The sequence below is a fragment of the Hungatella sp. L36 genome, assembly GCF_014288035.1.
Genome location: NZ_JACOPC010000004.1, coordinates 209,256 through 229,433, shown reverse-complemented (window position 1 = coordinate 229,433; position 20,178 = coordinate 209,256). Strand labels below are relative to the sequence as shown.

Below are 20,178 nucleotides of genomic sequence, written 5' to 3'. Positions count from 1 at the left end.
TTGTTTGCCTAAAGCCTTTCTAAAAAGTATGAAAAACTCTTTAACATTTTCATAAGCGCTTCTAATCCGGCGACTTTACACATCTTTTACAAAACCTATACTAAATCCTGATATCTTCTGCTTCAATTCCTTAGTATACTCCAGATGTCAGATAAAAATAAATGTAAGAAATCATATCAGAAAAAGAGGAGAGTCAATTATGAAAAAGAATATGGTAAAAACACTTGCACTTGCCGGAATGGCAGTTTTAACAATGGGAGCCCTGGCTGGCTGCAGCAGCAACACAACCGAGTCAACCGCGGCGCCAACCACTGCACAGTCAGAGGCTGAGGCGACCACAGCAGGTACTTCCTCCGCTGAGACAACCACCGCGGCTCCTGCGGCTTCCGCAGACTTAAAGGGTTCCATCAGCATGGTAGGTTCCACCTCCATGGAAAAATTTGCAACCGCGCTCAGCGAAATCTTCATGGAAAAGTATCCGAACGTAACGGTTCAGGCCGAATTCGTCGGCTCCGGCGCCGGAGTGGAAGCAGTGAATAACGGCTCCGCTGATATCGGCAACTCTTCCCGTAATTTAAAGGACGAAGAGAAAGCCAACGGCATCGCCGAAAACATCGTAGCCATCGACGGCATCGCAGTCGTTATCGATCCGGCCAATGCTGTGGAAGACTTGACAAAGGATCAGCTGACCTCCATCTATAACGGTACAATCACCAACTGGAAAGATGCAGGCGGCGCAGACCAGCCGATCGTAGTCATCGGCCGCGAGTCCGGTTCCGGTACAAGAAGTGCTTTTGAGGAAATCCTCGATGTCGCTGACGCCTGCAAATACAGCAATGAGTTAGACAGCACCGGCGCAGTTATGGCAAAGGTTGCTTCCACACCAGGCTCCATCGGATACGTTTCCTTAGACGTTCTGGACGACACGGTTAAGACCTTAAAGCTGGACGGCACAGAGGCCACTGCGGATAATATCAAGGCCGGCACCTACTTCTTAAGCCGCCCGTTCGTTATGGCAACCAAAGGAGAGATCTCCGAGCAGAACGACCTGGTAAAAGCATTATTTGACTACATCTACTCCGATGAAGGCACCGAATTAGTGAAATCCGTTGGTTTAATCCCGACAAACTAAAAGCCTAACGGCTAAATCAGACATCATAAAAAGGGACGTAGAAGGCGATCAGACACTACGTTCCTTTTATCCGCATATATGAAAGGAGCCATCTTATGCACCCGAAATCTTACTCCATCTTTGCCGGACGCGGCAGCAAATCCGCGGTGGAACATGCGGCGCAGATTATCTTTACCGTCTGTGGTTTCTTTGCAGTCCTGGCGGTCGCTTCCATCACGATTTACATGATCATCAGCGGTACCCCCGCTCTCTTTAAAGTAGGAATCGTCGATATCCTGTTCGGCACCGTCTGGAAACCAGAAGCCGCAGTCCCCGCCTTCGGTATCCTCTATGTTATCCTGACTTCCATTGCCGGAACTGCTCTCGCCATTTTAATCGGTGTTCCCATCGGTGTTATGACGGCCGTTTTCCTCGCTGAAGTGGCGCCGCCAAAGCTGGCCGGAATCGTTCGCCCGGCGGTGGAACTGCTGGCCGGAATCCCCTCCGTCATCTACGGCCTTCTGGGAATTCTGATCCTGAATCCGCTCATGTATAAGCTGGAACTTAAGATTTTCGAGGGCTCCACGACCCACCAGTTCACGGGAGGCGCCAATTTGATCTCCGCCGTCCTGGTTCTGGCCCTGATGATTCTCCCCACAGTCATCAACATCAGTGAATCCGCTCTCCGCTCTGTTCCCAGAGAGCTGCGAAGCGCCTCCCTGGCCCTTGGTGCCACAAAGATTCAGACAATCTTTCAGGTCGTGCTCCCTGCGGCGAAATCAGGTATTATTACTGCCATCGTACTCGGCACCGGCCGCGCCATCGGTGAAGCCATGGCGATCAGCCTCGTATCGGGAAGTTCGGTTAATTTCCCCCTTCCCTTCAACTCCGTCCGTTTCCTGACGACGGCGATTGTTTCGGAAATGTCCTACTCGGCGGGCCTTCACAAGCAGGTGCTCTTCACCATCGGCCTCGTCCTGTTCGCTTTTATTATGATCATCAATATTTCTCTGACCAGGCTGTTAAAGAAAGGAGATGTACAGCATGACTAACGAAATCGCAGTTCCTCTTCACAAAGATACCGTCATCAAAAACAGCATCTGCCGCAGGCAGACGCGGGTTTCTGACTCCATACTCACGTTTTTGATCTATCTGAGTGCATCCATATCCATCCTGATTCTGGTCGGTATCATGGGATACGTGTTCTTCCGGGGAATCTCACAGATCAACTGGGAATTCCTAAGCACCGTTCCCAGCACGATAAAGGGCACCTTCGGAATCCTGGGAAATATCGTCAATACCTTATATATCGTCGTTATCACGCTGCTCATCGCCACCCCACTGGGTGTGGGAGCCGCCATTTACTTAAATGAATACGCAAAGGGAGGCCGTGCCGTCCGCCTCATCGAATTCACCACGGAGACGCTCGCCGGTATCCCTTCCATCATTTTCGGCCTGTTTGGCTACGTATTCTTCGGTACGACACTGGGTTTAGGCTATTCCATCTTAACCGGAGCCCTGACGCTCTCCATCATGGTCCTGCCGCTGATCACCAGAACCACGCAGGAAGCGCTTAAGACAGTTCCCGACAGCTACCGCTCCGGCGCACTGGGAATCGGCGCCACCAAATGGTATATGATCCGCACCATTCTGCTCCCCAGCGCCATGCCCGGCATCGTGACCGGCGTCATTCTGGCCATCGGCCGTATCGTGGGCGAATCCGCCGCCCTCCTATTCACCGCGGGAAGCGGCTACTTACTGGCAAAGGACTTTTTCGGAAAAATCTTTGAATCCGGCGGTACACTGACGATTCAGCTCTACCTTTCCATGCAGAAAGCCAAGTACGACCAGGCCTTCGGCATCGCGGTGGTTTTGCTCCTCATCGTCCTCGCCATCAACGGCCTTGCCAAATATTTATCCCACAAATTCAACACGGAGGTTAGAGAATAGTGAATACCAGTACAGTAAAAATAGCAACTGACAGCCTGGACTTATATTACGGCACCAATCACGCCTTAAAAAATGTCTCCATGGAGCTGTATACCAATAAAATTACCGCCTTCATCGGCCCCTCCGGCTGCGGAAAGTCCACATTTTTAAAGACTTTGAACCGTATGAACGACCTTGTGCCCAATGTGAAGATCGAAGGCGAGGTTCTGCTGGACAACGAAAATATCTACGACCAGAGAGTCGATACCACCCTTCTCCGCAAAAAGGTAGGCATGGTATTCCAGCAGCCGAACCCATTTCCCATGAGTATTTACGACAACGTGGCCTACGGTCCCAGAATCCATGGAATTCACAACAAATCGGAGCTGGATGATATCGTGGAAAAGAGTTTAAAGGGCGCGGCCCTCTGGGATGAGGTGTCTGACCGTTTGAAGAAATCCGCTCTCGGCTTATCCGGCGGCCAGCAGCAGCGGCTCTGTATCGCCAGAGCCCTGGCCGTGGAGCCGGAGGTACTTCTGATGGACGAACCGACCTCCGCCCTCGATCCTATTTCCACGCTGAAAATTGAGGATCTGATGGATGAGCTGAAGAGCAAGTACACGGTGGCGATCGTGACCCATAACATGCAGCAGGCCACCCGTATCGCCGATTATACCGCATTTTTCCTGGTTGGCGAGGTGGTAGAATACGCTCCCACCACGGAGCTGTTCTCCTCTCCAAAGGATTCCAGAACTGAGGACTATATCACCGGACGCTTCGGCTGATCCGGTTTAACTTATGTAAACTTAATTCAGAAAGGATTTACTTAAAATGACGACAAGAATCAATTATGACCACGAGCTGACGCTGTTAAACGATGACATCAAGCAGATGGGATACATGGTGGAGTCTTCGATCGAACAGTGTTTTATCGCATTTGAGGACCAGGATTTCGAAAAAGCGGAGGGAATTATCCGGGGCGACCGCACCATCAATGATTTAGAGCGCTCCATTGAGGCCCGCTGCCTCTCCCTGATTCTCCGCCAGCAGCCGGTGGCCGGCGATCTGCGGGTCGTATCCAGCGCTTTAAAGGTAGTCACGGACTTAGAACGAATCGGTGACCACGCCTCCGATATCGCGGAACTTATCCTGCGCATCCGGGGGGAGCACATCTACCATGTGGTACGCCACATTCCGGGAATGGCCATGGCCGCCCGCGAGATGGTGCGAAGCGCCATAGACGCCTTTATTTCCCAGGACATCACCGCCGCTAAGACCATCGAAAAGCAGGACGATATCGTGGATGAACTGTTCACCAAGGTAAAAAACGATGTAATCGATCTCCTGAAGCAGTCCGCTGAGCACGCCGACCAGTGCATCGATCTTCTGATGATCGCAAAATACTTAGAACGCATCGGCGATCACGCCGTTAATGTCTGCGAATGGACGGAATTTGCGAAGACGGGCGCTTTGAAGAACGTTCGGATTCTGTAGGGTGGATTGGAAAAAGGTGCCGCTAGTGGCTTTAAAATTATTGAAAGCCACTGGCGGCACCTTTAATTTGTTTTACATAACAGATGATGCAATTTCACAATTATCTCCATGGTGTACTGATGTTTTCAGTTAACCAGTCGACCATCTCTTCCTCTGACATATTTAAATCATAATACATATGGAGAAGCTTGAGGAGACCCTGTACCAGATGGAGTATCAAAAATATTATCGCATTCTCCTGCCGAAGCACCAGTACTTAAAATCATTCCTGCTGGCTAGACTGGGCGAAAAAACGCTTGCCCGGTCCGCCGTCAGTCACTGGTATAGTATCCCATAAGGAATTTCGCACTCGGTTCATCCTGATAATTGTATACGTAAAGATAATTGCCGGACGTCCGGGTATAGAAGCATTCCTCGATAGTTGAGACAGTCCCGGACGCGCTGTCGGATTCCAGCGTCTTCACCAAAGCGCCATCCCGGTATATGTAATTGCTGGAGATCGATGTTCCCCCCGAATCATAAACAGATAAATAGGCCATATGATCGTTCACGATAATCGGAAACAACATAATCTCCCTGCCGCCGGGCAGCTTACTCTTATCGAACTCGAAGAGACATTTTCCCCTCATATCATAATAATAGTTGCGGCTGCCTTTCTCGATCACGGCTATATTTTCCTGGAATTCAGTGCCAAATATGGAGACCGCGTCCGAAGTCACTTCCAATTTCATCGCAATCTCCGGATTATGCTCCATGAACTCCTTCACACCGTAGTAGAGCTCCTCACAGCCCTCTCCTTCCCATATTTTCTCATCCGACGGCACGCCTTTTTCTGTGATTGTTCCATTTTTATCCGCGTAGTCGTAGGTATAATGCCATTCACCCGATACGCCCGACTCTACCCATACCGCGTGTTCCAGCCCATAGCCATCTTTTGTGATAAAGATATCGCTGTACACCGGTTCACAGACCCAGCGTTCCTCTGCGATGGAATAGAGGCCGTAATTGCTGGTCAGAGTATCCTGCATGGTGAGCAGGCTGCGGCCGTCCCACACCATAAACGGGGAAACCGCCTGATTATCCACATGACGGATAAATTTCATCAGATTCATGGAGCGGTCGAACACAGCGATTCCATTTTCACCGTAAAGGTAATCCCCATCTGCAAGTATGGCTTCGCCCTTTGAAAGAGGAATCTCCGCCTTAAATACCTCGCCCTCCCCTTCAAACCCCTGGGGAAGCGGCTTCTTCACGTCCTGGATACCCACGTAGCCCAGAGTGTTGATCAGCGCCTGACCGTCATCCGACGTGAGCCATTCAAAGAGACGGTATGCGTTTGAGTCCTTCGGTTCATCTTTCCGGACTGCTGCATAAAAATCGCTGACATAGGGATAGCTTCCATCCCGTATGGTATCGCTGGAGGGCATCACGCCGTCGACCGCCATGAACTTCAGTTCCGGCTTCTGGTACATGTTTTTTGCATAGTAATATACGGAATAACCGAGGGCTTCTCCCGTGTTATCGTAGGCAGAAACCTTTTCAATCAGCTCTCCCATCTCTGAAACCACATAGTCCTGCGGCGCTTCCGCCATGGCGGTACCCTTCATCACCAGCTTCTCCATGAGATTCTGGCTGCCGGAGTTCTCAGGCCTCTGAAACGCCCGTATGGCCTGGCTGCTGCCTCCCACCGCCTTCCAGTTTTTAATTTTACCGGAATAGATATCGATCACCTGCCGCCCGGTCAGGGATTTTACAGAATTCCCCTGATTCGCCATAAAGACCAGCGCATCCCGGCCAATCGGTTTGATAATCAGATTGTCGCCCTCTTCCTTCAGCCGTTTCTTCACGCTCTCACCAGGCTCATAGGCGATAACGAGATCCGTTTCCTGCCCCCAGATCAGGTTTAAATACGCCTGGGTCGTCTTGTCATGCTCGATAAAGCGTTCCGCCTCCTGCTCCGTCGCTCCCGTCGCAAGGCGGTAAATGGCCTGTGACAGTGGAATCGTCGCGGTGGAACCGTCGATCTTCGGAAACTCCTCTCTTCCCATCTTTGGACACGTCACCATCTCCGAGGGGGCGTTCTCTTCGGCCTCCTTTACCGCGGTTAAATTGCCGGTTTCTGACTCATTGAGCACACGGTCATCGAAGGCGTCCGCCTCGACAGATGGCTGATACCACGATTTTCCTGAAAAATACGTATTCAGATCGTCACTCTTAAACATGCGTCCGTGCCTTGCGTAGATCTCATTCCTGGCAATGCGGAGTTCTTCCCTGGTGAGGGAGGAAAGCTCCTCCTGCGTATAGATATGAGTCTGTGCATCCGGAAGAATATAATCATCGTCCCAGCTCCCTACCGGATAGGCTGGGACCTCTTCGGCGGTCTGGCTCTCCGTCTCCTGTTTCGTACTTTCCTCTTCACTGACACCGGACGTCACCGTCTCCGGGGCCGTCCCGGCCGTTTTCTGCCTATTGCCACAGCCCACAGTTCCCAAACCAATGAGGAAGGCCAGGGCCACGGGCAGCAAATGAATTTTTTTCTTCATATCACACCTCGTTCGCGTAAACTATCATTTCCCTGCTTTTCTCCATCATACCATAAAGTCATTTTACCGTCATGATTTTGCAGAATGTTCTGGAATTTGTAAGAAATATCACAAGTAAACCTTTCCTTCGCCGCGTGACGAGTGAAAAAGAGGCCGCGGTATCCTGAAATACCGCAGCCTCTCCTCTTATAATCTTATCTCATTCTATTACAGCATTGCAGTTCCCCTGCAGTACGTCTGTGCCACATCGTAATTGTCTTCCAGCACGACGAAATCGGCGTCATAACCAGCCACCAGTTTTCCCTTCCTGTCATCCACGCCGAGACATCTGGCCGGATTGATGGTACAGGAATTAAGGGCCTGATCAAACGGAAGAAGCGCGTCCTCAACCAGAATGCGGAGACCACGGTTCATGTACAGCGTGCTTCCTGCGATCGTATCGGTGCCCTTTAAATAGGCAAGTCCACTCTCACTGATCTCGATATCGTGACCGCCCAGCTGATAGCTTCCGCCCGGAGGGCAGTGCTTTGCACGCAGGGAATCCGTCACCATGATGACGAAATCGCGGCCCTTTGCCGTAAAGTAATTGTTCAGCGCAGCCAGATGGGAATGGCAGCCGTCACAGATAATCTCTCCATAGATATCTCTTACCCGGAATGCGGTTCCCACAAGGCCCGGCTTCCTGTGATGGTAAGGTGTCATGCCGTTGTATACATGCGTCATGGAGGTAGCGCCATTGGCTATGCCCATCAGCGCCTGCTCGTAGGTTGCAGAGGAATGGCCCATGCTGACCACGACTCCGGTCTCCTTACAGTATTTTGTCAGAGCAAAATCCACGTCATGCTCCGGCGCCAGCGTAATGTATTTAATCAGCCCTTTCGCAGCCTCCTGATACCTCCGGAACTGGTCAACGGCCGCCTGTGCGATCGCCTCCGGCGGCTGGGCTCCTTTATAATCCATGTCGAGATACGGTCCTTCAAAATGAATTCCCAGGATCTCCGTGCCCTCATAGCCTTCTTCCACGACCGAGGCCACATTAGCCACAGCCTTCTCCAGGACATCCGGCATCTGTGTTACCGTGGTTGGAAGAATGGAGGTCACTCCTTCCTCCGGTATATGTTTCATCCAGTTTCGTAAGCCCTCCGGCTCTCCGTCATTGGTATCATATCCATAAGCTCCATGGGTATGCACATCGATAAACCCAGGAACAATCCTTTTGGTTCCATAATCCTGATCCACGGATCTTTCGCCATATTCGCGGACAGCAGTGATCTTTCCTTCTGCGACCTCGAGCTGAGCTGGTATAAACTGGCCTGCGATCCAGACCTTTTTACTTTGTATTATCATGACCATACACCCTCTCTTTCTTATCACCGGCAGTCATCTGTCCGGCTATCCTTAGTATAACCAGTTCCCATCTCTATTTCAAGACCATTTTGAAAATAATTTTCAAAATTAAATTGGAAATAAAAAATGCGGTCCAGCAACCAGGAATATTCTTTCCGGTGCCGGACCGCGTACTCAAAGACTCTTTTTATGTGTCTTCTTACATTCTTCTTATATCCTTACTTATATGATTACATCTCTTCTTCGTCGTCTTCCTCAACCGGATTTTGCTCCACCGGCCACCGGATTATAATACGGAATAAGTCCGCTTCTACCTCTACATCCATCTTCCCATTCTGCAGCTCCACGAAACTCTTGGCGATCGCCATACCCAGGCCGGAGCCTTCCGTGTTGCGCGACTGGTCACCGCGGACGAAACGTTCCGTTATCTCTTTCGGATTAAAAGTAAGCTCGTTGGCCGACACGTTCTTCATAGTGATGACCACTCCGCCGTCGTCCCGTTTCATATCGATATACGCTCTGGTATTCGGCATGCCGTATTTCATGATATTGGTCAGAAGATTGTCAAAAATCCGGTACGTCTTCTGGCTGTCCAGCGGCAGGACGATCTTCTCGTCCGGCAGATTCCACCGGAAATCAATGGTGGATTCCTCAATCTTATCGCTCAGCTCCAGACTCACCTCTTTTAAAAGGCTTACGATGTCCACATCCACCAGATTGAGCGTCACATTGTTGCTGTTGGCCTTGCTGATTTCAAACAGGTCCTCGATCAGGGATTTCAGACGCATGGACTTCTGTTCCAGCACATCAATATAGGCTTTTCTCTGTTCCGGTACCGCATTGTCATCCTTTAGCAGGTTTACATAAGTAATAATTGCTGTCAGCGGCGTCTTTAAGTCATGGGACATGTTGGTGATCAGATCCGTCTTCATCTTCTGGCTCTTAACTTCTTCATCCACAGCCACTTTAAAGCCGCTCTGAATCTTCTGGATCTCCGTCTTAAACGGTTCAAACACGCCGAGATCTTCCGAAATCGTCACATCTAAATTTCCTTCAGCGATCTGATTGGTTGCCCTTAACAGGATTCTGTATTTCCGGGTTAAATCCCGGTAGTATTTGCGCAGCACCAGGAACAGCACGATCGAATAGATGATCAGCGCACCAATTCCAAAGAACCACAAGCTGCATAATACCGCCAGAATAATGAAATTCACACCGACGATCTTAAAGATCGTCCTGTCCGAGTTATCCTGCAGATTGATACTTCCCAGGAAGTTGTAAAATCTGCGGCAGAGTCCTGCGCACCAGCCATAGAACAGCCCGCATAAGGTTCTTTCCCTGATGTAGCGCTTGAATCCGATGTGGAACACATCTCTCATACACAGAACAGCCCAGTAAATGATTGCAAACGGGATACACCACCAGAACACATTCCACAGCTTCACCATTATATCCGCTGCCTTCGGCAGGAAATTCGCACGGATCAGACCGGAATACAGGCTTCCATGGTTCGTCACAGCCACCAGGCTGGTCAGACTGTAGCCGAAGCCTATGCCTCCTGCACCCACACCGAGGACGATCCCCAGCGGCACACGCAGCACCTTGCTGTCATCTGCCCGCGTCACATCGAAGCAGGATAACAGGAATGCGGCTAATGCCACAAAGATTCCCAGTCCTGCAAATACCTGCGCGACTCTTCCAGAGTTATAATAGGAACTCCAGGATGAGCTTCTGGCCAGAGAATACTCCGCCAGCTGCTGTTCCGTCATGGCGTAGGCAAAGGTAATATTCTTCGGATTTGACAGTTTGAACTGTGGTTTACTGCTGTACTGTTCCCAGTAATACTCTTCCATGGGATCGACTTCCCCGAACTTCTGGAGAATGTTTAACAGATACGAGGTATCCTGCCCGCCCAGCTGCATCACATCCATGCGGCCATGCCCATCGTAATGCATCACAACCCGGAACACATAGCTGTCATCGGTTAAGATGTTCCTGTCCTTTGCGTAATTCATCAGAATGCTTCCGTTTTCGTCCAGTACCTGAAAATCGATGGCATTCCTGATGCTTCCGAAATACCGGTTCCAGCTCTCATATTCCATCATACAGTTCTGGCGGAGATTGCGTAAGTATTCCTGCCGCTCCTCAGCCATATAGCTTTGTTCTTCGTCTGTGAGGTACCCATAATCCTCATCTTCCAGAAAAGAGGCGGTATCCTCTCCCGCCGCCAGCGCCTCGTCCTTCGGAATCTGACTGGCCGCCTCCGGTGCCGGTGCCGTTTCATCTCCCGGATTCCCTGCACCTTCCGACGCCGCAGCCGTCTGTTCTGCGTATCCGTCCAGACTTCCGTTTTTCAGCTCATAGGCTCCTTCCGGGAAGAAATGCTCGAACGGCGAAATCACCACACCGTTGGCATACTGATACTGTTCTAAATCCAGCACGTAGTTGCCAAAGACGAGATGGCGTAAAAACGCCTGATCTTCATATGCGGGCTGCTCATGGCGTCCCGCCTCTTTTTCAAAAAACGGGTACAATCCCGTCATGATAACAGCCGCCGCCACTACAATAAGAAAGGACAGCAGCGCACTGATTCTATGCCTGTTTTTCAATTTTATATCCAACTCCCCACACCACCTTTAAATATTTGGGTTCCTTCGGGTTAATCTCAATTTTTTCCCTGATTTTTCTCACGTGTACCATGATGGTGTCCGTGTTGATCGCCCGCTCATTCCAGACGCGTTCGTATATCTCTTCCGCAGAGAAGACCCTTCCGGGATTCTTCATCAGGAGAGCGAGAATCTTAAATTCGATCGGCGTCAGCTTTGCCGGCTTTTCGTCCACCGTGACTTCCACGGTATCCTCGTTCAGCTCCAGTCCGCCGATGATATAAATGTTGCTCTTTTCCTTCTGTTCCTTTGCCTCCAGCATATCCAGATACTTTCTGTACCGTCTCAGCTGGGAATTAACTCTTGCAAGCAGCTCCATCGGAGTAAATGGTTTCGATATATAGTCATCGGCACCGATATTCAGTCCCATGATCTTGTCGACCTCCTCCGTCTTCGCGGAAAGGATAATCACCGGAAAGTCGTATTTTTCTCTCAGCTTGACAGTCATGGTAATGCCATCCATTCTCGGCATCATCACATCCACGATAGCCAGATGTATTTCTTCCTGATCCAGAATCTTAAGGCCCTCGATTCCATCGGCCGCCTGGAATACTTCATAGCCCTGGCTCTTTAAATAAATCTCGACTCCTTCTCTAATCTCCTTATCATCTTCTACCAGCAGAATGTGATTTGTTTCCATGGTATCTCTCCTCGCTTTCGGATATTTTATGGTTCATACAGATTCAAACTATAGTATATCATGAACGCCGGATTCCTAAAAGACCCGCCTGACGTTTTATCATGATTGGTACTGCATAAAAGAACACTGTCTGCATCTCTGTATTATGCCACAAACACGCATATATCTTCCCTTCCTGCCTGCATTACTAGGATATATGGGCAATCTTAAAATGAACGACGTGTAAAACGAAAGAAATTCTAAATCTTTTATTTAAAAATGTCCGCAGCCCCTTAAACCGCTTGCAGCCTCTGGTTGCGCAGGAAAAATATGCCGGTTGACAGATAGTTGGTAGTGTTTTTTTATCATTTCTGTTACACTCAGAAGTATCAAAGAGTGCTTCAAAGGGAAATGGAGGGATTCCACATGTCACTGGCAGAAAAAATACAGGAATTAAGAACGTCTCATCCATCTGGCTGCGCTCTATACACGGTTTCAAGGATTTAGCGACATCACGGTATTTCTGTGTGCGGCGGCATCTGCAGTTTTTATTCTCTCCGCGTTTCTGCCGGTCCTCATCACAATCCTTGCATTTATCTGCCGTGACTGCAAAAAACGCGGAATCCGGCCGGCTTTCTATGTTTTTATCTCCTTAAGTGCCGCCGGACTTCTTTACTACTTCTTAAACCGCGACCGTCTTGCAGTAAAAAAGGATTAACACTGCCGCCGGATAACCGGACACGGGACCAAAAGAAACCGCCTGTCACACCAGCACTGTGACAGACGGTTTTTTACTGCATAAAACCATATTTTATATCTTGTTATTTGACCAGCCCGGCCATCGTCGGAAGCGCCATGCTGACAGCAGGAATATACGTTACCAGCACAAGGCCCACCAGGATAGAGGCATAATACATGACCATATAAGGCATAACCTTGGCAAGTGACGTCTTTCCAACCTTAATTGCCACAAACAGCGTATTACCTACAGGCGGTGTAATATTTCCGATACATAGGTTGTAGACCAGGATCAGCCCGAAATGAACCGGATGCATGCCAAAGGTCTTGACAATCGGAAGAAACAGCGGCGTAAAGATCAGGATTGCCGGAGTTACATCCATAAAGGTACCTGCGATCAGCAAGATCACATTCATAATCAGCAGGATGATAATCGGGCTGTTGGTAAGGCCCAGAAGTCCTGCGGAAATCGCCTGCGGAATCTGGGTAAATGCCATAACCCATCCGAGAATATTCGATACGCCGATGAGGAATACGATCATACCGCTCATCTTTGCGCTGTCCACCAGAATCTTCCAGAAGCTCTTCCATGTTATATTGCGGTAGCAGATGCCCAGCACCAGCGCATAGACAACGGCGATGGCCGAGCCTTCCGTCGCGGTGAATACGCCTGCGATAATGCCTCCGATAACCACGACAATCAGGGAAAGCGCCGGGATGGCTTTTAAGGTAGCCGCGCCCAGGTTCTTCCAGTCAAATTTCCCCGGAGTTCCCTTATATCCTTTTTTCCGTGCAATGATAACTGCCACAACGACACAGCAGACCGCCCATAGAATTCCGGGTATGTAGCCCGCCAGGAACAGGGCCGCCACAGAGGTTCCGCCTGAAACCAGAGAATATGTGATAAGAGCATTTGACGGCGGGATTAAAAGTCCCGAGGGCGCGGAAGCACCGTTGGTAGCCGCACACACCGCGCGCTCATAGCCCTGTTTGTCCTCGCCCTCCTGCACCATGCTTCCAACCGCTGCAGCCGCTGCCGATGCGGAACCGGAGATGGCTCCGAACAGGGCGTTGGCGCCGACGTTGGTCACCAGAAGAGCTCCGGGCAGTTTTCCCAGGATTGCCAGCACAAAATCCACCAGCCGCTTGGCAATCCCCCCCTGATTCATCAGGTTGCCCGCCAGGACAAAGAACGGAATCGCGGTCAGACTGAATTTACTCATACCCACAAAGGTTCTCTGCGCTGCGGTCAGCACGGATACATCCAGAGTCACCATCTGAAGGATCGCCGCCAGCGCGGAAATACCGATCGCATAGGAGATCGGAACTCCTGCAACCAGGAATACCGCCAGAACGAAAATAATAATTGCTAAAGATTGGATTGCCATAGCTTATGCTTCCCCCTTTTCCAGATTTTCTACCAGGGTATCTTCCTCGCTGGTCGGCAGCACAGGAATGTTTCCCTTCACGATATCGTAGATGTTCATAGCAGTATAAATCATGTTAAGAACTCCGCTTAAAGGGAGTACAATGTAGAAGATACCGATGGCCACACCCAGAGAGGAGGTCATCTGCCCCATGGCAAGGCTGGTGATCTGCATGCCGCCGTACACCAGGATTACCGCTGAAAATACGAACGCCACGATCTCAGCGAAAACAGAAAATCCCTTCTTCATCGCCTGCGGCATGCGCTCCACCACGACAGGGATATTCATATGCCCCCTCTCACTCGTGATCAGACTGGCTCCCAGCAGGGACATCCAGGCAAATAAGTAGGAGACCAGCTCCTCCGACCATGTGGACGGATTTTTCAGGATATATCTTGTAAATACCTGCCAGCAGGTCAGGATAACCATAGCCAGAAAACTGATGCCCGCAAGGCCGTTTAATAGTTTTGTCAATTGTTTTCTCAACTGCTTCATCTCGTTTCCCCCTAATTCGTTTCCGCAGGATACTCTGCATTATACATCTGGATCGCATCATAAATCGGCTGCAGTGCCGGGTTATTTTTCAGCACGGTGTCGTGAAGCGGCAGACACGCCTCCACAAATGGTTTCTGATCCGGATAGATGAAATTCACATTCTGCTCGTTCTGCGCGCGGTCCTTGGCATTGGCCACAGCCTTTACCCATTCCTCCTGCTCAACCTGATTTACCAGCTTAAAGCCTTCCTCGAATACTGCCCGGTCTTCGTCGGACAAGCTTTCCATAAAGGCGTTGTTGCCGATCAGAATGTCCGGCACCATCTGGTGCATATCGTAGGAGTAATATTTACAAACATCGCCGTGTCCGTTATCCGTTAAAGCCATCTCGTTATTCTCCGCCCCGTCGATAATTCCCGACTGAAGCGCCGTGTAGACATCTCCGAATCCCATAGGCGTCGCGGAGCCGCCCAGCAGTTTCATCATCTCGATGTTGGTAGGCGACTGCTGCACGCGGATTTTTAATCCCCTCAAATCCGCAGGACTCTCAATCGGTCTGTCAATGGTGTAAAAATTTCTCGTTCCCGCATCCAGCCACGTCACCGCAGTAAATCCTGCTTTTTTTGTGGATTCATAGATTGGTCCCGTCACTTCCGGATCATCCATCACGTGGTGATATGCCTCCGGACTTGCAAACAGATACGGCAGATTAAAGATCTCATAATTCTTGCTGAATGTTTCCAGAATGGCATTGCTGGCCACGCAGAAATCAATCGCTCCCGTCTGTGTCAGCTGTACCATATCGGTCTGGGATCCCAGAAGCTCGCTGGGATAAACCTCCACCACATACTTGTCGCCCAGCTTGCCACTTATGTAATCCTGAAAAGCCGTGAGCGCAATATGAGTGGGGTGATTGGTAGACTGGTTGTGGCCGATTCTGATCGTCCTCTTTTCCTGATTTCCCGCGCATCCGGTCACCGACAGACACGTAAGAGCTGCGCAACATACAAGAGCCAGTAACTTTTTCAACTCTTTCCTCATTGATAAATCCCTCCTGTTTTTTTACACTGGCAAACTGCCTCATCAGCAGGTTCCGCAAGAAACATACCATATTAAAAAACGTTTGGAAATACGTTACGGCAATGCTTAACATGACCTTAACTTAAAAAGTAAAATCTTGTCATAAGAACGGTTCTGATATTAATATTTTCCACCTGCCCGGCTAACTTCCGGCGTTTTACAAACCGCGCCACATATCGGTCAGAATCATTTCTGCATACCAAAAACGGACCGGAAATCACTCTGCTGATTCCGGTCCGCTATAAGAACTTAACTTGAATCGTTTTTTCCTATGACCTGTGTTTTCTCTGACCTCTGTTTTTTCTCACGCCTCGGCGTCTTCCACCGCAGGTATGAATGGTGATAGAAACGGATCCTTTTCCCTGCGGATTTTTCCTCTCGCTATCACAAAAACCTGAAATTCATTTTCCATGCCTGTTCGGTCTTCATCGTCATGCATATAGAACATGCCATAACTGCCCGGCGCCTTCGCGGCCGCATAGGTAAGGAACTCAAACAATTCTTCCACCTCCGGGTTGTGATGGTTGGCAAACAGCGTCACCTCAAGATACCACTCTCCGTCCATGGCTCCCGGCTTCAATCGATGATACTTCAGGCTTTCACATTTTCTGAAAATGGCTTCCATTATCCGGTCGAACTGGCAGTCTTCCACCGCCTCATACGTTTCACGAAATGTAATCCAGCCGTGCAATTCCAGCATAATACGATCCCCTCCTGCCTCCGTTCACTTCCGAATCCATGCCACGGTCTTTGTCAGCGCCTCTATCGTCTTTGTCTCCAGAACCACTCTGGCTCCCGCCTTTTCAGCCATGGAAAGCCGTTCCTCCAGATCAATCTCTCCATCCCCGAACGCCAGATGACAGTTCTTTCCCTTCGCATCGTGACCATGCATGTGAATCAGCCGGTCTTCATGCGTCTGATAAAAGGGAATATCCACATTTCCGGCGGCATGGCTGTGTCCAATATCCAGTGTCAGTCCGAAACACGGCTGCTGCAACAAAAGTTCCAGTGCCCGCTTCTCATGTTCCATAAATCCTTCCGTATTCTCAACCGCCATGTGTATAGCCGTGTCACCGACTGCGTCCCGGCACATCTCTCCAAATTCCGCAATATGTTTCCGATACTCCTCTTCATACCGCTTAAACAGATATTCCTTTCTGCCCGGCAGCGTGAGATAGATTCCCTTTGCAAGGTGCATATTGATCACAGGCGCTCCAATGGCCTTCGCCAGTTCGATTGTCTCTACAGCAGTCTCCAGATACGCCTGCCGGACTTTGGGGTTAAAATCACAGACATTCAGATTCTCATCCAGATGAATCGTAAAATACAGATGCTCCTGATCCATGATCCGCCGCAGCCGGTCTGCCTGGAGTTCCGGCAGCTGACATTGAGGAAAATTCATATTCAGTTCTATGAAATCCAGTCCCAAATGACTGCACAGCCGGGCACACTCCTCCAGAGTGTCCGTCTCCATTAAAAACGGCATACCATACTCCATATCCGCTCCTCCCGCCGTTGTACCGGCCTCCCTATTCAAATGTCTGTATCACTTCAATCTCACCTACAATATGACGGTTAAACTCCGCAAGCTCCTCCGCTGGTATCCAATATTCCATGTGATAGGACGCGCCAGCCTGATGCGGCTCAAAACGGGATATGTATTCATCTTCAACCGCAAACCTTGTAACATACCCTTTAAAACCCGAGTTCGCATCCTTCGTATTCCATCTTCCTGCGATTTCCCCCGCATAGCGGGCGTTAAGCACCGGATAGAAAATCGGCTGCTCCGGCAGTCTGGGCGGAAAGCTTCTCCAGCCCGCCTGTTTAATCAGTTCCAACTCCTTTGCGCCCACAGGCCTGAATAATTCCATACTCTTTTACCTATCCTCTCTGATCTGGATGTCTCTCTTAGTCATTTTTATAACAAAACAAACCGATGTATCCGGAATGGTGAAACATCCAGACACGCTTCATTGGAAAACTGATGACTATGGCGTCTGTATCAAAAAACAGTTCCGAGAATATACGCTGATGGCAGCTCACAAGCTGTTCCATTTTCTCCGCCTGTAGACGAAATGGTCCAAACCCGTCTTTATAACAGATATCCGTGATGACATACAGTTCCCCGGCCGGCTCGCACAGCCCGGTTAAACGTAAATACAATTCTTCGTCACTTAACCCTTCGTAATCCGGAACCGGTATCATGGCCGTTCCAGGGACATTGATATCATCTACTCCGAATTTCATTCGGCAGACCGCCCCATCCAGTTCCTCCCGAAATCGCTCCCTCACTTCATGCCAGGTCTCTATCTGATACAGCATCCCGCTGCTTTGTCTATCGCTCTCTTTCACTTCTTTCTTGGCTTTTGCCTCCATTGCTTCTCTGTTCAAGACATCTTCTACCTCTATTTCCTTACAGCAGAACCGGATATCGCCCTCCTCGAAGTCAAAAATATAGAAATTACGACGGTCACCGAAGGCGTGATCCTCGCTGCATTCGATCTCAAACCCGCTGATTTCCGTCGACTGTGCCAGAAAGAAGGAAGTGACATCACGAAAAAGAAGTGTCACACGGTATTCCTGATCCTGCGACTCCATAACCAGCCGGAGATTCTGTATTTCCCACCACTCCTCATAATCGTAATCGCCATAAAGATACAGCGAATGAATTTTACTCAAGCAGCTCCAGCCATAAAACTCCGGCTTGAGCCCCAGTAATTTTTCTATCCCCTTTATTTTATGAAATGTTTCTCCAAAAGTCATGAGTAAATTCGGTGCCTCCTCTCCATGCTGCAGTCCTCTGCGATGTGATTCCAGGTCATGTTTTAATGTCTGTTATGCTGTCTGCTTCATTATCTGCTATGCGGTCCATTTCCCACCCTATTTCATCCAGTTTAGCATGGATGACAGAAGGTTTCAACACATCGTTCAGAAACCTATTCGGGATTCTTTATCATATTTATGCGGCAGTAATATTCGATTCTATCTAAGTAAGACTACATGAAATAAAGAGCCCGGAGAAATATTCTGTCTTCTCCAGGCTTATTTAATCCGCTTAATAAATCTTTTTAATAATTCAGGTTCAACTTCGCTTTACGCGTCAGCTTAGGCTTGAGTCAAACTTATTACCATTTGAGTTTCTGCCAATCCCCAGCTTCCAGTTACCCGTTTAACACTGGGCACCGTGCAGTTACACCTCACCCACGTCCCGGACGCCCTCCATATATCGTTTTAACCTTTCTGAATCAGAATATTTGTTTCCACAATTCTGCTGAATCTCAACTGCAACCTCATGTGCGGTGCTATCATGGATTACATACTCCAAATTGATATTTTTCTTATCCTTCATACAATAATCTGATCCTTTCTTGTTCTAATTAATACGAGTTCTAATTAAAATAAGTTCTATTTTAATATAAGTACTGTTTACTACAAGTTATGTTGGTATTTTACACTAAACTGGCAGTTTTTTGAACATACCTAAAGTACCATTTCATAATCTGCTGGAATTTTAATTAATCCATTTTCAGGTATTTTTTACCACATAATTGCGTTTTTCTATTGTCATCATAATCAAACCGTGGTATACTAAAAACACATTCTATATGGAAATTCATTTCCATTAAATCGCTCATGTATATCTGGCACATCTGCCGGCAATTCCATGATAAAACCTGTAAGAAACAGTTTATTTTAGAAAGGGATGGTGGTGTGGCCAGACAGGATTTTTATATAAAGAAACTGCTGCAGGACCAGGCCCGTTTTGCGGACCTGTATAATGCCGAGATCTTTCACGGAAAGCAGATTCTGAAAGCAGAACTGTTGTCGCCGGTATCTTTGGAATCCGGAATCGTCATAACCGACCGCAATGGCAGACGGCAAACGATACAAAGGCGTCGTGATGTTGCGATGAAAGCCTCCTTAGGAGCCTGCTTTATCGCAGCGTGCTGCGAGGCTCAGGGAGAGGTACACTACGGTATGCCCGTCCGGGTTCTGACTTATGATGCTCTGGATTATACGGAACAGCTTACGAATATTCAAAAGGAACACAGGAAAAAGAAAGATCTTACAAAAAGTCCGGAGTTTTTATCGGGTATCACCCGCCAGGATAAACTCGTCCCCATACTCACACTGGTCCTCTACTGCGGCAAAAAAACATGGGATGGCCCCGAAAGTCTCAGCGATATGCTGGATTTAAGCGGACCCAGGGAGTGTATTCCAGATCTTCTCGCCGCCCTCCCCGACTACCGCATCAATCTCGTCGATATCCGAAACATCGAAAACCTGGAGTATTACAAAACAGGTTTACAACAGGTCTTTGGTATGTTAAAATATAGTACAGATAAGAGTAATTTTTACAACTATATCACGTTAAATCATGACCGGATATGCCAACTGGACGATGACGCCCTGACGGCAGTCATGGGCCTTTTGGGAGAAAACCGACGGCTGATGAGGCTTTTGGCCGCGCCCGGACGAGAGGAGGAGTATACCATGTGTAAGGCAATCGATGATCTGATTGCAGATGGAAAAATGGAGGGCGAAAAAGAAGGCGAACTCCGTATGGCCAGCCTTATCTCCATCCTTTTAAAAGAGAACCGCCTGGATTTAATCGCACAGATCACAGGGAATGAACCGCTGCGCAGACAGCTGTTCCAACATTACCATCTGTAAAAGAAAGGAGCTGCGGCCACATATCTCCGGCCGCAGCTCCTTTCGGAAATGCTTTT

The 20,178-nt window shown here is 49.1% G+C and carries 17 protein-coding genes; 6 read left to right on the top strand and 11 right to left on the bottom strand.

The genetic code is table 11. From position 1 onward, the window contains the following. The first annotated feature begins 199 nt into the window (after positions 1–199). From H8S80_RS12655 to phoU, 5 genes are all read left to right on the top strand, one after another. Positions 200–1,132 carry a phosphate ABC transporter substrate-binding protein gene (locus H8S80_RS12655; RefSeq protein WP_117631077.1) on the top strand — a complete coding sequence of 311 codons (933 nt, stop codon included), beginning with the start codon at positions 200–202 and terminating at the stop codon, positions 1,130–1,132. Positions 1,133–1,227: 95 nt separating this feature from the next. Further along, positions 1,228–2,163, top strand: coding sequence for a phosphate ABC transporter permease subunit PstC (gene pstC / locus H8S80_RS12650; RefSeq protein WP_002601912.1), 936 nt, complete (start codon positions 1,228–1,230; stop codon positions 2,161–2,163). Then, positions 2,156–3,061, top strand: coding sequence for a phosphate ABC transporter permease PstA (gene pstA, locus H8S80_RS12645; RefSeq protein WP_117631075.1), 906 nt, complete (start codon positions 2,156–2,158; stop codon positions 3,059–3,061). Before pstC ends, pstA begins: the two co-directional genes overlap by 8 nt. Continuing rightward, positions 3,061–3,825, top strand: coding sequence for a phosphate ABC transporter ATP-binding protein PstB (gene pstB, locus H8S80_RS12640; RefSeq protein ID WP_002601914.1), 765 nt, complete (start codon positions 3,061–3,063; stop codon positions 3,823–3,825). Before pstA ends, pstB begins: the two co-directional genes overlap by 1 nt. 46 nt (positions 3,826–3,871) lie before the next feature. Beyond that, on the top strand, positions 3,872–4,534 hold the full coding sequence (gene phoU, locus H8S80_RS12635; RefSeq protein WP_002601915.1) for a phosphate signaling complex protein PhoU: 663 nt from the start codon (positions 3,872–3,874) through the stop codon (positions 4,532–4,534). A gap of 311 nt (positions 4,535–4,845) precedes the next feature. Here phoU and H8S80_RS12630 read toward each other — a convergent pair whose 3' ends face one another. From H8S80_RS12630 to H8S80_RS12580, 11 genes are all read right to left on the bottom strand, one after another. Beyond that, a complete protein-coding gene (locus H8S80_RS12630) occupies positions 4,846–7,077 on the bottom strand; it encodes a YARHG domain-containing protein (RefSeq protein WP_117631073.1) in 2,232 nt (743 codons plus the stop codon). 207 nt (positions 7,078–7,284) lie between these two features. Continuing rightward, the gene (gene nagA, locus H8S80_RS12625) at positions 7,285–8,424 is read right to left on the bottom strand and encodes an N-acetylglucosamine-6-phosphate deacetylase (protein ID WP_002601917.1); all 1,140 of its coding nucleotides are present in this window, start codon (positions 8,422–8,424) and stop codon (positions 7,285–7,287) included. Between the two features lie 230 nt (positions 8,425–8,654). Then, on the bottom strand, positions 8,655–11,045 hold the full coding sequence (locus H8S80_RS12620; RefSeq protein WP_117631071.1) for a sensor histidine kinase: 2,391 nt from the start codon (positions 11,043–11,045) through the stop codon (positions 8,655–8,657). Beyond that, complete coding sequence (locus tag H8S80_RS12615) at positions 11,017–11,730, bottom strand: response regulator transcription factor (RefSeq protein ID WP_002601919.1); 714 nt, start codon at positions 11,728–11,730, stop codon at positions 11,017–11,019. The genes H8S80_RS12620 and H8S80_RS12615 overlap by 29 nt, the downstream gene beginning before the upstream one ends. 800 nt (positions 11,731–12,530) lie before the next feature. Then, positions 12,531–13,835, bottom strand: coding sequence for a TRAP transporter large permease (locus H8S80_RS12610; RefSeq protein WP_002601920.1), 1,305 nt, complete (start codon positions 13,833–13,835; stop codon positions 12,531–12,533). A 3-nt stretch (positions 13,836–13,838) separates the two neighbouring features. Further along, complete coding sequence (locus tag H8S80_RS12605; RefSeq protein WP_002601921.1) at positions 13,839–14,369, bottom strand: TRAP transporter small permease; 531 nt, start codon at positions 14,367–14,369, stop codon at positions 13,839–13,841. 11 nt (positions 14,370–14,380) lie between these two features. Next, positions 14,381–15,409 carry a TRAP transporter substrate-binding protein gene (locus H8S80_RS12600; RefSeq protein ID WP_002601922.1) on the bottom strand — a complete coding sequence of 343 codons (1,029 nt, stop codon included), beginning with the start codon at positions 15,407–15,409 and terminating at the stop codon, positions 14,381–14,383. Between the two features lie 343 nt (positions 15,410–15,752). After that, complete coding sequence (locus H8S80_RS12595) at positions 15,753–16,148, bottom strand: Imm7 family immunity protein (RefSeq protein ID WP_055657801.1); 396 nt, start codon at positions 16,146–16,148, stop codon at positions 15,753–15,755. Positions 16,149–16,172: 24 nt separating this feature from the next. Continuing rightward, on the bottom strand, positions 16,173–16,946 hold the full coding sequence (locus H8S80_RS12590; protein WP_117631069.1) for a sugar phosphate isomerase/epimerase family protein: 774 nt from the start codon (positions 16,944–16,946) through the stop codon (positions 16,173–16,175). 31 nt (positions 16,947–16,977) lie between these two features. Beyond that, complete coding sequence (locus H8S80_RS12585) at positions 16,978–17,319, bottom strand: hypothetical protein (protein WP_002601924.1); 342 nt, start codon at positions 17,317–17,319, stop codon at positions 16,978–16,980. A gap of 37 nt (positions 17,320–17,356) precedes the next feature. Then, positions 17,357–18,211 carry a hypothetical protein gene (locus tag H8S80_RS12580; protein WP_117631067.1) on the bottom strand — a complete coding sequence of 285 codons (855 nt, stop codon included), beginning with the start codon at positions 18,209–18,211 and terminating at the stop codon, positions 17,357–17,359. Between the two features lie 948 nt (positions 18,212–19,159). Here H8S80_RS12580 and H8S80_RS12575 point away from each other — a divergent pair. Next, positions 19,160–20,122, top strand: a complete 963-nt coding sequence (locus H8S80_RS12575) for an Rpn family recombination-promoting nuclease/putative transposase (protein WP_117631306.1) — start codon at positions 19,160–19,162, stop codon at positions 20,120–20,122. The last annotated feature ends 56 nt before the right edge of the window (positions 20,123–20,178 follow it).

Coding starts and splice junctions, on each gene's coding strand:
- H8S80_RS12655 (WP_117631077.1), top strand. CDS start 200: ATGAAAAAGAATATGGTAAAAACACTTGCACTTGCCGGAATGGCAGTT.
- pstC (WP_002601912.1), top strand. CDS start 1,228: ATGCACCCGAAATCTTACTCCATCTTTGCCGGACGCGGCAGCAAATCC.
- pstA (WP_117631075.1), top strand. CDS start 2,156: ATGACTAACGAAATCGCAGTTCCTCTTCACAAAGATACCGTCATCAAA.
- phoU (WP_002601915.1), top strand. CDS start 3,872: ATGACGACAAGAATCAATTATGACCACGAGCTGACGCTGTTAAACGAT.
- H8S80_RS12630 (WP_117631073.1), bottom strand. CDS start 7,077: ATGAAGAAAAAAATTCATTTGCTGCCCGTGGCCCTGGCCTTCCTCATT.
- nagA (WP_002601917.1), bottom strand. CDS start 8,424: ATGATAATACAAAGTAAAAAGGTCTGGATCGCAGGCCAGTTTATACCA.
- H8S80_RS12615 (WP_002601919.1), bottom strand. CDS start 11,730: ATGGAAACAAATCACATTCTGCTGGTAGAAGATGATAAGGAGATTAGA.
- H8S80_RS12610 (WP_002601920.1), bottom strand. CDS start 13,835: ATGGCAATCCAATCTTTAGCAATTATTATTTTCGTTCTGGCGGTATTC.
- H8S80_RS12605 (WP_002601921.1), bottom strand. CDS start 14,369: ATGAAGCAGTTGAGAAAACAATTGACAAAACTATTAAACGGCCTTGCG.
- H8S80_RS12600 (WP_002601922.1), bottom strand. CDS start 15,409: ATGAGGAAAGAGTTGAAAAAGTTACTGGCTCTTGTATGTTGCGCAGCT.
- H8S80_RS12595 (WP_055657801.1), bottom strand. CDS start 16,148: ATGCTGGAATTGCACGGCTGGATTACATTTCGTGAAACGTATGAGGCG.
- H8S80_RS12590 (WP_117631069.1), bottom strand. CDS start 16,946: ATGGAGTATGGTATGCCGTTTTTAATGGAGACGGACACTCTGGAGGAG.
- H8S80_RS12585 (WP_002601924.1), bottom strand. CDS start 17,319: ATGGAATTATTCAGGCCTGTGGGCGCAAAGGAGTTGGAACTGATTAAA.
- H8S80_RS12580 (WP_117631067.1), bottom strand. CDS start 18,211: ATGACTTTTGGAGAAACATTTCATAAAATAAAGGGGATAGAAAAATTA.